The following is a 13,807-nucleotide window of genomic DNA, read 5'->3' on the forward strand; positions in this document are numbered from 1 at the left end:
TTTTGACGTGTAATTATAAATTTTGATGCGGTTTATCTTTTGGTGCGTTATTGCGATTATGTGCGGTGGGAATCTCCCGCTTTTTGCTCAAAATACGTTGGGTACACCACTATTGTATTCTTATTCGAAAGCAGATTTTGAAGGCGGTAGCCGCACTTGGCAAATAGGACAAGATAGTCGTGGTCTCATGTATTTTGCGAACAATGAAGGTCTGATTACGTTTGATGGTAATAGCTGGTCAAAATTTAGCTTGTCTAACCAAACCATCGTACGTTCGCTTTATATTGATCCAAACGATCGCGTATATGTTGGTGGGCAGGGTGAGTTCGGTTATTTTGAACCTGGTCCTGCAGGTTTATTAATGTATCATTCGTTGAGTAATCGAGTAAGTACTACATATGGCAGCTTCGCAGATGTATGGAATACGGTAGGATATCAGAAAGCTGTTTTTTTTCGATCACATTTAGCCATATTCAAACTTTCTGAAGATAAGCTCACGGTATATCCTGCTCGCAATCGATGGGAATTTATGGGCAGCGTTGACGGCCGATTGTTTGCTCAAGATACGCGATTAGGATTGCTAGAGTTTGAGAATGGAAAATGGCACGCGCTATCTGGTTCTGCTGAGCTAAAAACACAATTAGTTACTGGCGTATTATCAGCCAGTCAAAATGAGATAATCATCACGACCTCTACCGATCGTATGTATCGCTTGAAAGGAAAACAGTACGAAAGCTTACCAACTCGTTCATTCTCCACACGCGATCTGTATACGCCTTCTGTTGCGAAGGTCAGTGCTGATGAATATGTATTTGCGTCGGCCTTAGAAGGTTGCCTGATTAGAGATGCGCAAGGTAAGGTTTTGCAACGGATTAGTACCACAGAAGGCCTTCCAAACAATAATGTGTCCTCTGTCTTTGTCGATAGGCAGCGTAATATCTGGGCAGGGCTTGATAACGCTATCGCATTAATTAGCTATGGGAGTGCTATTAAATACATTCGCCCAAGTGTGGATGCAGAGGTAACCGGCTATTCCGGCTATGTGTTTAACGACCAGCTTTACATTGCTTCTTCCAATGGTTTGTTTGTTGCGCCACTCTCTGATGCCGTACAAGATCACAGCCAGGTGCGTTCACACTTTAGTCTTATACCAGGTACTGATGGCGGCGAGGCATGGCACTTGGATAAAGTTAATGGACAGCTGTGGCTTGGCCATAATCGTGGCGTGTTTAGTATTGATAGCGGCAAAGCAACTTCAATCGCTTCGCGAACGGGAACTTGGAATTTTCTTTCGTGGCCTCAATCAGGTCATCAAACTTCATTTACTAATACCTTAATGGGTACATACCAAGGTTTAGATCATTTTACCCACAGTCAAAACTCATCCGTATATAAAGGTGCGCTGGAAGGTCATCGAGATTCCTATCGATTTCTCGTGCCCGATACATTACAGCATATATGGGCATCGCACCCTTATCGTGGAATTTACCAATTATCGGTTGATGCCACGCTTGATAAATATACAGCGCAGTTGTTTACACAACAAGATGGGTTGCCGTCTTCTTATCAGAATTATGTTTTTCGCTGGAATGATAGAGCTGTATTTGCTACCGAGAATGGAATTTACGCATATGATCGAGCGCGCAAATTATTTTCACCTTTTAGTAAATTAAGTGTATTTAAAGGAATTCCGATTCGATATTTCAGACAGGATCAATCTGGCAACATATGGTTTGCAAGTGTCAAAAGAGTAGGAGTGGCAAAGTATAGACCGCATGACCGGCATTATCAGTTAATCTACTTCCCAGAGGTTGAAGGCTTGCATACGACGGGATTTGAGAATATCTATCCATATGACAATTTTAATACTTATGTGGGCGCTGAACGAGGCATGTTGCATATTAATCTGGAGAAGTACGTTGACAAATTAGAAAAGCCCGAGCTTGTCTTTTCCAAAGTGGAGGGCGTTGGAAAGCATGATTCGCTTTTGTATGCAGGTTTTGGACTTCATAAATCGAATGATAAAGCAGACATTCCGACTCTGGATGCTGACTTTAACAGTTTCCAATTTCACTATTCTTCACCTAGCTATGGTACGCATGCTAATCTTTTGTATAGTTATCAGCTCGAGGGATATGATCATCAATGGTCGAACTGGACCACAGAGCGACAAAAGGCATATACAAACTTGCCAAGTGGTGACTATTTTTTTTGTGTAAAAGCAAAAAATAATTTGGGTATAGAGTCAGAAATACTGACCTATTCGTTCCGTATTTTGGCGCCTTGGTATGCTACTCCAATAGCTTGGATTATATATACTATCTTTCTGTTAGCAGGATTTTTTATGGCAGTGCGGTGGCAGCGGGCAGCATGGCTTAGTCGACAGCAAAAACATGAAGATGAGATTAATAGGATGAGATATGTCTACCAATTGGAACTGGAAAAGAACGAAAGAGAGATTATTAAATTGCAGAATGAGCACTTAGAAGATGAAGTGCTCAACAAAACTAAGGAATTGGCCAGTACGAGTATGCAGCTGATGGAAAATGCCGAAGCACTTAATAAGCTCCGAGTGGAATTGGGTAAAATCGAGTCAGGTGAAGCAGATGAGAACGATCTAAAACGCGTAACCGCATTGCTTAAGGATGTGGATAAGAATAGATTACATTGGGATCAATTTGCCGTGCATTTTGACGAATTAAACGATGGTTTTCTACAGCGTCTTACTAATCTTCACCCTAAGCTTTCTCGAAATGACTTAAAAGTATGCGCGTATCTGCGCTTGCATTTTACGACCAAGCAGATAGCACAGCTTCAAAGTATTTCCGTGCGAGGTGTGGAAGTACATCGTTATCGAATTCGTAAAAAATTGGGCGTAGATACACATGTTTCTCTAAGCTCTTATCTTAACACCATTTAATCAGAGAAAAGGCAAAGGTTTAACTATTGGCAGATCGGACAGTGAGGTCAAAGTGAAAAGTACTTCCTACCTTTGGCGTACTTTGTACTTTTAAAGAACTACCCATCAATTGTAATAGTTTTTTAGATACGGTCAGTCCTAATCCGGTGCCTCCATATTGTCGAGTAACAGAACCATCTTCTTGCGCAAATGGTTCGAATATTAAGGTCTGATTCTCGGGTGATATTCCAATACCCGTATCAGACACCGTGAATCGAAAGGTGGCAGATTCCTCGCGATCATATAAGTGATCCACACGAAGTACTATCTCGCCTTCGTGCGTAAACTTTATAGCGTTAATGAGCAAATTGTACAAGATTTGTCTAACTCGCAGCGCATCTATCCAGACAAAACGTGGAATCCCAGATGCTAAATGACTTGTAAAACGCAAGTTTTTAGCGAAAGCATCGGCCTTAACCCCATCCACCGATCGTTGTATCAGGTCATGAAGGTCTGTTTTTTCGACATTGTAGACCATGTTGTGAGATTCTAACTGACTGTAGTCTAACATGTTGTTAATGATCTGTAGAAGAGATTTGCCCGACTTAATCACCAAATCAATAAATTGCTTTTTGTCGTCCTCGGTGCTACAGTGCAGTGCGAGTTCGGCGAAGCCCAAAATACCGTTGAGTGGCGTACGAAGTTCGTGGCTTACATTTGTTAGGAATTTAGTTTTAGCGTCATTAGCTGCTTCTGCATCACTTTTTGCTTCGATCAACTTTTGCCGTTGTTCTACTTGCTGGCTTACATCTTGTGTATAGATCAATAGGCCACCAATGCTGCCATCGATCAGGTGCCAAGGGCGCATTTCCCAAGAATAATATCCTCCAAATTCACTCTCTCTAAAGAGAGACCAGTCCTCCGAGTGCTGTTCGATAGCGCCTGCCAAAATTCGCTGATGCCGTGCACGACCTGCTTCCGTGATAAATGGGAATAAATCGTAATATGATTGTCCAATCACGACTTTGTCTGATAAACGATAGTTTTGCAACCACGTATTGCTGACTGCAATGTAGCGCATCTCTCGATCAAACATGGCAACAGCAGCAGGATTGTGGCGCACGAATGCTTGTAATATAGCACGCGAATTTTCGTTTTCTAACTGTATCTTCTTCTTTTCATCGATATCTTGGAAAGTACCATACACTCGTAAACATTTACCGTCTTGCATCTCTGCTTTACCCAAAGCATGTACCCATTTTGATACGCCGTTAGCATCGACAATTTGAACCTCTGAAGACCACGATGTACCATTGGCTATCGCATTTTCGACATCTTTTCGTACCTGTTTGCGAACCGCTGCGTCCTTATAAAATTCGATTGCAGTAGTAATGTCTGGTTCATAATTATCTGGTACGGCGTGAATAGCTCGCGTCATCTTGGTCCATCGTAATTGACAGTTCTCCAAATCAATCTCCCAACCACCAATCCGCGCTACTTGGTTTGTCTCTTCTAGTAGCTGTGTGGTGTGTCGCAACTTGCTGTTTAATTCCAATTCATCCGTGATGTCACGTCCGAGAGCGTACAAATGCCCAGTAGCATGCTCTACCGATATTACCCATTCGACACTTCGATATATACCAAGATTAGATAATACCCTAGTTGTAATGACAACTTCTGTATCGTCTTCTGAGACCTCATTAAATGCCGAAATTACTTTCTCCCAGTCGTCGTTATGGATTACATTTCTCCAGTTGTGATTACTGAGCAGATTGTCGTGCAAACCAGTAAGTCGACATAAAGAAGGATTGAGCTTTAGGTACGGTAGCTCAGGGCGATATATACAGATTAGATGCGGAGACAGTCTAAACATACGTTCAAAGGATCTAAATTCCTCTTTCTGTCTTCGCTCCATCACTAGGTCAATGACATTTTGTGCTAGGAGCGCCAATGCTCTTACTTGATCATCACTCAACTTTCGTGGTACAAGATCCATTACGCACAGGGTGCCCAAAATGTTTCCGTAAGGATCTAGCAAAGGATATCCAGCATAAAACCGGATGTGTGGATGGCTAGTCACCAATGCACTGTCGCAAAAACGCTCGTCAAGCGTCGTATCTTGGACTTCAAAAAACTTTTGTGACTGTACCGTATAATCACACAATGCTCCAGAACGTGGTAATTGATCTTCTTCGAGTCCAATTGTGGATTTGAGCCATACGCGATGCTCATCGATAAAAGAGATTGAGGCAATTGGCGTATTGCACGTGATACTAGTTAGTTCAGTAATTCGGTCAAATTCCTTTTCTCTGAGTGTATTAAGAATTTTGTAGCCTCGTAAGGCGGCAATACGCCTTTCCTCGTTAACAGAATCACGTTGTTGAGTTAGCATTTTACTGTTATAAGATTGAAAAATGAGCGACCATTTAAAGGCTACCTAGTAGATGTTTTTCTTGTTTAGCTGCTTATAGAGCTTGTATTTCGTACAAATGTCGTACCAGAAAAGCTCCTCTCGCAAAACATTTAATCCATATTATTATCCTTCTATTTATTTATATGATTAGCGTTCCTACTGCGGTAGTTGTGCGGGTTAAATTGTATCTTTACGTCCTAAATATTTATCACATTGAATAGCTTACCTCCCTGTCCAGAATGCCAATCCATCTATGTATATGAGATGGATAACTTACTCATTTGTCCAGAATGTGGATACGAATGGAATAGTGACGAGATCGCGATCGATACCGATCAATTAACGGTAAAAGATAGTAATGGCAATCTTCTTCAAAATGGAGATAGTGTGGTAATTATCAAAAATTTGCCCGTAAAAGGTGCACCCAAAGGCATCAAAGCGGGCACTAAAGTCAAAAATATCAAGTTAGTGCAAGGTGACCATAATATTGATTGTAAGGTAGATGGTTTTGGAGCCATGGCACTGAAGTCCGAATTTGTCAAAAAAGCATAAGTACCTGTTCTCTAGATCCGTACTAATTACAAAGGATCGACAATAGTAATAGCGACAATACGAATTTGTACGCTTTTATTTTCCGTATATCATTTTTGCCTATTCATGAAACATCGCAAGTTAATGTGACGTTAATATTAATGAAGTCAAGTTAACATGTTTTAGGTTAGTAATAAGGAGGTACATGTCATGGATATCAAATTAGTAAGAGTGGTGGATCAATATCTCATGTCTAACAAGGTGGTGCAAACTTTCGATCTGGGCGAGGTAGAATTATTACGCAAATTATTATACAACGTAATTTCGAGCGATCTGGATAATACCACGCTTCATCATATCTTATCGTTTTGTACTAAGATTTTTAGAGGCAAAACAAGTTTTACGATGGATTTAAGTACATTCCGCACACGCGCTTTTAATCTCATTATGGCGAGTAGGCGCAAATCAAAATTAGTTCAGGGTTTAACTTAATGCGCTGCTAAGGCCGTGTTCGAACCATTTAATCGACTAATTTTGCTCCATTGGGTCCTTTGATGTTTCGTTGTACAGCCGACAAATTGCCATCATATTTTGCAGACATCACGGTGCTATCCTTCAACTCAAAATTGATAGAGCAGTACACAGGTTGTTCTGCTCCGCTTGACTGGAAATCGTAAGCGACAAGTTTTCTTCCATCTCGCAATTCCTGTGTTCGCATGGGTGGGCCATACACCTTATAAACCAGCTCTTCATCTTGGCCCTTCCATTCTTGCATGTAATTATCGTACTTACGAAATAATGCAGCACAAGAGGATGTTAGTATAATAGCGACGGTAAAGAAGGCCAGTAGAAGGGAAGTTCTCATGGATTAAATATAGTAAATTTCTGTTGATCCGTCGTGTAGTCGTTAAAAGTTATGCAGCGTTGTACAATTTGGTTTCCACGCGGTCTTGTGCTCGTATGCTGAGTTCCGACAAAAAGTTATATCCCGTTGCACGTTCTATCGCACGTATGGTAACGATATAGCTTTTCCACGATGCGCTGACATCATTATTATTCGGAGTATCGATTGCGATAATTTCTGCCTCACCATCTGCAATACGTTGCAAATCGTTTTTTCCTTCTGGTAGTATCACAGCGATCTTCCAAATGTTAGATGGGACGGTGATCCGGCTGTGATCAATGCTGTTTGCATAGCCTAGTTTTCCGCTACCGCCTTGCCCATAAGATCCCATGATGATGTAAATCTCATCACCATCCTCCACGCGTTTGCGCAAATACATTTCAAAGTTGTTCCACACGCGTTGGTTGTTGTTTGGCGCTTGCGGCAATACATTAACCATCAAAAATGTGGATGCATTGGCAGCTTCCGAAGTGAGCCGATCGGCAGAAGGACAATGATGTCCGCGATCAAAGCCCGAACCCGTATAGCTACTTGGCTTTACCTGATACCATGCTGCTGGCAAGCCGCTAAATTCTAAAAACTTATTGCTGCGATTCGTGTTATTGGCTAAACGCTTTTTGTTTAGATGCCAACTTACCCAATTAGCTATTCCGCGATCTGCATTGTACGAAAGATTGTAATACGTAAGATCCATCAGGTAATTGTTCTTGGCGATACGCGTCGTTTGCGCGTTCGACGGATTACCCAGATACATATTGCTGTTTTCGCCTGCTGAGGGTGGAGCATCGTCGGCTATTTTTGCGTTGGTATGGGTTTTATTTTTCTTTTGTGCCGAGGGTACTGGTTTGTAGATATGGATGAGGTCTTTGCACGAGCCTGCCAGTAAAATAGAGGCGAAGATTAGGTATAGTATAGGTGATTTCATAAATAGCGCGACGAAGGTAAGGGTATTTTCCCGCTTTGTAGGGATTGCTCATCAACGTTTATGAATTATTGTTTACTTTTGCCTCCGGAAGCAAACTGGTTCTATCGCTGCTCTATTAAGTTAGAGGAGAGGAAAGTCCGGGCAACGTAGAGCAACACGCTTCCTAACAGGAAGGCGCATTCTCAGGAATGCGATAGAAAGTGCCACAGAAAATAAACCGCCTTTGCAAAAAGGTAAGGGTGAAAACGTGAGGTAAGAGCTCACGGCTTTGCATAGTGATATGTATCGCGGTAAACCTCGTGTGTTGAAAAACCAAATAGGTTGCAGGCTTCGGAAAAGGTGGCTCGCCTTTTGTCTTCGGACAGCTGCAATGGGTAGGTTGATACAGCCTGTGTGCAAATGCAGGCGTAGATAAATGATAGAGGTCCGACGCGAGTCGGGCACAGAACCCGGCTTACAAGGTTTGCTTCTTTTTTGCATTTTGTATGATATATATGAACAATTCCTATATATTGACGCTACTTTAAATATTTTGTCATAGATGACCACAGTACTAATTATTGACGATGAAAGACCAATCCGGAGTTCGCTTCGGGATATTTTAGAATACGAAGATTATAAAGTCCTCGATGTAGACAATGGCACCGATGCGCTGGATATTCTGAAAAAAGAAAAAATTGACTTGGTATTGTGTGATATCAAGATGAATAAGATGGACGGGATGGAGGTATTGAGTACATCAAAAACCTTTACCGATACACCATTCATCATGATCTCGGGTCACGGTACCATTGAGACGGCCGTAGAGGCAGCACGCAAAGGTGCGTTTGATTTTTTGGAGAAACCTCTGGATCTCAATCGTCTATTAATTACCGTTCGCAACGCGCTTGAGAAAGGTTCGCTCGTAAAAGAAACGAAAGTTTTAAAGAAAAAAGTATCCAAAACAAAAGAGATTTTGGGCGAATCTAACGGTATATCGGTTATCAAAGATACGATTGATAAAGTAGCACCTACAGACGCGCGCGTATTGGTTACTGGAGCCAACGGCGCTGGTAAGGAATTGGTAGCGCGCTGGTTGCATGAGAAATCCGAACGATCATCTGCTCCTCTGATCGAAGTCAACTGTGCCGCGATTCCTTCCGAATTGATCGAATCCGAACTGTTTGGTCACGAAAAAGGCTCATTTACCTCGGCAGTAAAACAACGTATTGGTAAGTTTGAACAGGCCAACGGCGGTACACTCTTCTTGGACGAGATCGGTGATATGAGTCTTTCTGCGCAAGCAAAAGTACTACGCGCTTTGCAGGAACATAAGATTACACGCGTTGGTGGCGATAAAGAGATTTCGGTAAATGTGCGCGTCATTGCGGCAACCAATAAAGATCTGCTTCGCGAGATCGAAGAAGGTAATTTCCGTATGGACTTGTACCACCGTTTGAGTGTTATTTTGATTCACGTGCCACCTCTAAATGAGCGTAAAGACGATATTCCGATTATTGCGCGATCCTTTTGTGAGGAGATTTGTGGTGAATATAGTATGCCCGTTAAAGAATTTACAAACGATGCGATGAAAGCGCTGCAAGCATTGCCGTGGACCGGTAATATTCGGGAATTGCGTAATATGGTGGAGCGATTAATCATCCTCAGTGGCAAAAATATAACTGCTAAAGAAGTGGAATCCTTTGCGAATCCTTCGCAGCCCAATTCGAAAAGTCGTAAGATGCTAGATTTGGATGCTTTTGAGTCTATCAATGATTATCAACAGCATGCCGAATCGTTGTATCTCAACTTTCAATTAGGAAAATACAATGGTCGTAAGGATCTTGTGGCACAGGCTGTCGGTCTGTCTGCTGCAGATTTGGATGCAAAGCTAAAGTTGCATAAAATCGAGCTATAGCAGTTACGTACCAACTGATTTGAATCATCTTCTGAATGATGAAAGATTGGTGACAACCAGTCTATTCGCCACTTTAGAAGATGATTTTTTTTATTTTGTAACCGATTTGTTATCGATGTTATGATTCGAATTTCCTATCTTTCGAGTCATTTACCAATATAAAACAATTCATGAGTAAACACTTACTAGCTTCTGACAGGTTCGTGCATTGCGTATCGAATTGTGTAAAAGCTATCTTATGAATAGAATGGATTTTCTAAAAAAAAGTGCATTAGCCGTAGGCGCAACCACAGTCTTACCACAGGGAAATGCGTGGGCTGATATATCATCCGATCCTGGAGCAACTTTTAATCTCGATTACGCACCACATCAAGGCATGTTTTCTGCCAGCGCAGGTAAGAATTTCATTGACGAAATACAGTACATGCACGATCTCGGATTTCGCAGTATTGAGGACAACGGTATGCCTTCACGGTCAGAAAGCGATCAAACGAAGATCGGCGAACTTTTAGCTAAGTTAGGCATGCGTATGGGCGTGTTTGTCGTTCCAAAAGGTGGAAACGGGCAAAATACTTTAGCTGCCGGGAAACAAGAGCATTTAGATATATTTCTGAAAGGTTGTCGAGAATCTGTTGAAGTGGCCAAGCGAGTCAATGCGAAGTGGGTCACTGTCGTTCCTGGCGATTATGAACGAAGATTGCCTATCGGCGTACAGACTGCCAACGTCATTGAAAGCTTGAAGCGCGGTGCTGAGATCTTCGAACCGCATGGCATTAGTATGGTTTTGGAACCATTGAGTGATACTCCCGATTTGTTTCTACGCTATACCGATCAAACATATGAGATTTGTAAAGCAGTAGATAGTCCTTCTTGCAAAATCCTGTATGATGTGTACCATCAGCAGAAGAACGAAGGTAATCTCATTAAGCTGATGGAACTATGCTGGAGCGAAATCGCATACGTACAGGTAGGAGATAATCCAGGCCGCAACGAACCTACTACCGGCGAAATTAATTTCTTGAATTTTTTTAAATGGTTGCACCAGAAAGAATATAAAGGAATTGTTGGTATGGAGCATGGCATGTCTCAGTCGGGTAAAGACGGCGAACAGCGTCTTTTACAGGCATATCGCGCGGTGGATGCCTTCAGATAAATCGCTTTACTGAAATGTTAACACATTGTTATAGCTCTTTCGAGTCTTAATTTTTTCACTATTTTTAAAAACAAAATTATAAACCACCTGTATGTCATTCGCTATCCGATTTAAGTTGTCTTTTATGATGTTTCTCGAATTTTTTATTTGGGGAGCATGGTTTGTGACGTTGGGGAGATTTCTCCCAGTAAATTTAAATGCATCTGGTTTCGAAATTGCGAATGTATTTTCGACCCAATCTTGGGGAGCTATTATCGCTCCATTTATTATCGGTATGATTGCCGATCGCTTTTTTAACGCTGAGCGTATATTGGGTGTTTTGCATTTGATTGGCGCAGTGCTTATGTACTTGATGTATCAATCGACGGATATTTCTACCTTTTTTCCGTACGTGTTAGCATATATGATTTTGTTTATGCCGACCTTGGCACTGGTTAACTCGGTTTCGTTCAGACAATTGACTAATCCAGAAAAGCAATTTTCTAATATTCGTATTTGGGGTACGATCGGATGGATCGTTGCCGGACTAAGCATTTCGTTTTTATTTCATTGGGATTCTAACGAAGGCGTAGCCAACGGATTGTTGAAAAACACCTTTTTAATGGCCGCAATTGGTTCTTTAGTGCTAGGACTATTTAGCTTCACGCTACCGAAAACACCTCCTACAAAAATAGATGCTACAGAAAAACCGTCCTTCGCGTCTATCATTGGACTAGATGCCATCAAGTTACTGAAAGATAGAAACTTCTTAGTATTCTTTGTTTCATCTATCCTAATCTGTATTCCGCTTGCTTTTTATTACCAGAACGCCAATAATTTCTTAGGAGAAGTAGGTATGGAAAACGTAACGGGATTTATGACCATTGGACAAATATCCGAGGCATTGTGCTTATTGTTATTGCCTGTATTCTTTAGTCGTTTTGGGTTTAAGAACACGATTTTGATTGGCATGTTGGCTTGGTCTATTCGCTATTTGTTATTTGCCTATGGTGATGCAGGATCCGGCATGTACATGTTGCTAATTGGAATCGCATTGCATGGTATCTGTTATGATTTCTTTTTCGTGTCGGGTCAAATTTATACCGATTCGAAGGCTGGAGTTAAGTACAAAAGTGCTGCGCAAGGACTAATCACATTAGCTACATACGGAGTCGGTCAATTAATTGGATTTTGGGTAGCGGGATACGTCGGAACGCTATATGCAGGAATTAAGACGACTGATGTTGGTGCATTTTGGCAACAAGTCTGGCTCATACCTGCTGGTATCGCATTTGTGGTCTTTTTTAATCTTCATCTTCTTATTTAAAGAGAATTCGTCGAAGGAAACAGTAGAAATTACTGCATAAAGGAATAAACATATTTTTGGGAAATTAAAAATCAAGAGAGATAATGGTACAGAGTAATACGTACGATGCAATTGTTATAGGATCCGGAATCAGCGGCGGATGGGCAGCCAAAGAGCTGACTGAAAAAGGACTAAAAACAATCATGCTAGAGCGCGGGCGCAATGTTGAGCACGTGAAAGATTATCATGCGAACAAGGACACTTGGGAATACGAACACCGTGGCGGTCGCACCAAACAAATGGAAGAAGACTATCCTGTATTACGTCGGGATTATGCATTGAACGAGAAAAATTTAGATTTCTGGGTAAATGAAAAAGAGAGTCCGTATACAGAAGAAAAGCGCTTTGACTGGTACAGAGGATATCACGTAGGTGGTCGTTCTTTGATGTGGGGTCGCCAAAGTTACCGTTTTTCGGATCTTGATTTTGAAGCGAACTTAAAAGACGGTCATGGAACCGATTGGCCAATTCGTTATAAAGATATTGCACCATGGTATAGTTATGCTGAGAAATGGGCCGGTATTTCTGGAAACAGAGATGGTTTAGATGTATTGCCTGACGGCGAATTTATGCCAGCCATGCCATTTAATGCCGTAGAGAAAGACCTTGCAGCCCGTATTCAAAAAAGCTACGGCGGCAAACGTCATTTCATTATGGGTCGTACAGCCAATATCACAGTACCACATCATGGACGTGTTAACTGTCAATACCAAACCAATGTTGGTTGGGCTGTAACTTTGGCGCTTATTTCAGTACGCAATCGTCTACACTACCTCCAGCAATGCAAACGGGCAATCTAACTTTGCGTCCGTTCTCTATCGTTACGCGTATTTTATATGATAAAGACACGCAGAAAGCTAAAGGTGTCGAAATAGTTGATGCAGAAACTGGCAAAACATATGAATATTACGCAAAGATTGTATTTGTATGTGCATCAGCATTTAATTCTACTTGGGTATTGATGAATTCCGCCACCGATATATGGGAAGGCGGACTAGGAAGTAGCAGTGGCGAGTTGGGCCACAATGCGATGGATCATCATTTCCGTTTGGGAGCTAGTGGGCGTGTGGAAGGTTTCGAAGATAAATACTATTACGGCCGCCGCCCAACAGGATTGTATGTGCCAAGATTCCAAAACGTACCTGGTGACGACAAGAAGCGCGATTATGTCCGTGGATTTGGTTATCAAGGAGCTGCTAGTCGTGGGCGTTGGTCTGGTGAAATTGCGGAGATGTCAGTCGGTGGAGCTTGGAAAGACGCTATGACCGAACCAGGAAATTGGAGTGTGGGTTTTACCGCTTTCGGCGAAATTCTTCCATATCACGAAAACAAAATCTCTTTGGATAAAACGGTTAAAGACAAATGGGGCTTGCCGGTACTAAAGATGGATATGGAGATCAGAGAAAACGAGCTAAAAATGCGACCAGATATGATGTCTGAGATGCAAGAGATGTTGGAATCTGTTGGTGTTAAAGATGTGCACACATACGATAGCGGATATGGTTTCGGACAAGGAATTCACGAAATGGGTACTGCCCGCATGGGTACAGATCCGTCCAACTCCGTGTTGAACAAACACAACCAAGTCTGGGATGCAAAAAATGTTTTCGTGACCGACGGAGCAGCTATGGCATCCGGTGCATGTGTCAACCCTTCGTTGACCTATATGGCACTGACGGCTCGTGCTGTAGATTTTGCAGTTAGTGAATTGAAAAAAGGAAATCTATAAAAACAACATAC

9 protein-coding genes, 1 other RNA gene and 1 pseudogene are annotated in these 13,807 nt (G+C 41.8%); 8 read left to right on the forward strand and 3 right to left on the reverse strand.

Annotated features, from left to right (window positions below; genetic code table 11):
• Positions 1 to 25 precede the first annotated feature (25 nt).
• A complete protein-coding gene (locus A0125_RS01220; protein ID WP_082784839.1) occupies positions 26 to 2,920 on the forward strand; it encodes a triple tyrosine motif-containing protein in 2,895 nt (964 codons plus the stop codon).
• Positions 2,921 to 2,939: 19 nt separating this feature from the next.
• On the opposite strand, the gene A0125_RS01225 is transcribed toward A0125_RS01220, so the two are convergent.
• On the reverse strand, positions 2,940 to 5,291 hold the full coding sequence (locus A0125_RS01225; protein ID WP_066751005.1) for a sensor histidine kinase: 2,352 nt from the start codon (positions 5,289 to 5,291) through the stop codon (positions 2,940 to 2,942).
• Between the two features lie 234 nt (positions 5,292 to 5,525).
• Here A0125_RS01225 and A0125_RS01230 point away from each other — a divergent pair, with 234 nt between their 5' ends.
• Both A0125_RS01230 and A0125_RS01235 read left to right on the forward strand, forming a co-directional pair.
• Positions 5,526 to 5,864 (forward strand): zinc ribbon domain-containing protein YjdM, encoded by a 339-nt coding sequence (locus A0125_RS01230; RefSeq protein WP_082784840.1) that lies wholly within the window; start codon positions 5,526 to 5,528, stop codon positions 5,862 to 5,864.
• A 189-nt stretch (positions 5,865 to 6,053) separates the two neighbouring features.
• Positions 6,054 to 6,335 carry a hypothetical protein gene (locus tag A0125_RS01235; RefSeq protein WP_066751012.1) on the forward strand — a complete coding sequence of 94 codons (282 nt, stop codon included), beginning with the start codon at positions 6,054 to 6,056 and terminating at the stop codon, positions 6,333 to 6,335.
• Between the two features lie 28 nt (positions 6,336 to 6,363).
• Here the strand turns inward: A0125_RS01235 and A0125_RS01240 are convergent, their stop codons facing one another.
• Together A0125_RS01240 and A0125_RS01245 are read right to left on the reverse strand one after the other, a co-directional pair.
• Positions 6,364 to 6,708 (reverse strand): hypothetical protein, encoded by a 345-nt coding sequence (locus A0125_RS01240; RefSeq protein WP_156472373.1) that lies wholly within the window; start codon positions 6,706 to 6,708, stop codon positions 6,364 to 6,366.
• A gap of 49 nt (positions 6,709 to 6,757) precedes the next feature.
• The gene (locus A0125_RS01245; RefSeq protein ID WP_066751019.1) at positions 6,758 to 7,672 is read right to left on the reverse strand and encodes a DNA/RNA non-specific endonuclease; all 915 of its coding nucleotides are present in this window, start codon (positions 7,670 to 7,672) and stop codon (positions 6,758 to 6,760) included.
• Positions 7,673 to 7,760: 88 nt separating this feature from the next.
• On the opposite strand from A0125_RS01245, the gene rnpB reads away from it, so the two are divergent.
• The 5 genes and pseudogenes from rnpB (at position 7,761) to A0125_RS01270 (ending at position 13,796) form a co-directional block, all read left to right on the forward strand.
• Positions 7,761 to 8,145: RNase P RNA component class A (gene rnpB, locus A0125_RS01250), an RNA gene on the forward strand.
• Positions 8,146 to 8,213: 68 nt separating this feature from the next.
• Positions 8,214 to 9,569, forward strand: coding sequence for a sigma-54-dependent transcriptional regulator (locus A0125_RS01255; RefSeq protein ID WP_066751021.1), 1,356 nt, complete (start codon positions 8,214 to 8,216; stop codon positions 9,567 to 9,569).
• A gap of 247 nt (positions 9,570 to 9,816) precedes the next feature.
• Positions 9,817 to 10,722, forward strand: a complete 906-nt coding sequence (locus tag A0125_RS01260) for a hydroxypyruvate isomerase family protein (RefSeq protein ID WP_317038791.1) — start codon at positions 9,817 to 9,819, stop codon at positions 10,720 to 10,722.
• Positions 10,723 to 10,813: 91 nt separating this feature from the next.
• Positions 10,814 to 12,028, forward strand: a complete 1,215-nt coding sequence (locus A0125_RS01265; RefSeq protein WP_066751026.1) for an MFS transporter — start codon at positions 10,814 to 10,816, stop codon at positions 12,026 to 12,028.
• A gap of 83 nt (positions 12,029 to 12,111) precedes the next feature.
• Positions 12,112 to 13,796 (forward strand): annotated as a pseudogene (locus A0125_RS01270) (GMC oxidoreductase).
• The last annotated feature ends 11 nt before the right edge of the window (positions 13,797 to 13,807 follow it).

Source organism: Sphingobacterium populi, from assembly GCF_001586775.1.
GTDB lineage: Bacteria > Bacteroidota > Bacteroidia > Sphingobacteriales > Sphingobacteriaceae > Sphingobacterium > Sphingobacterium populi.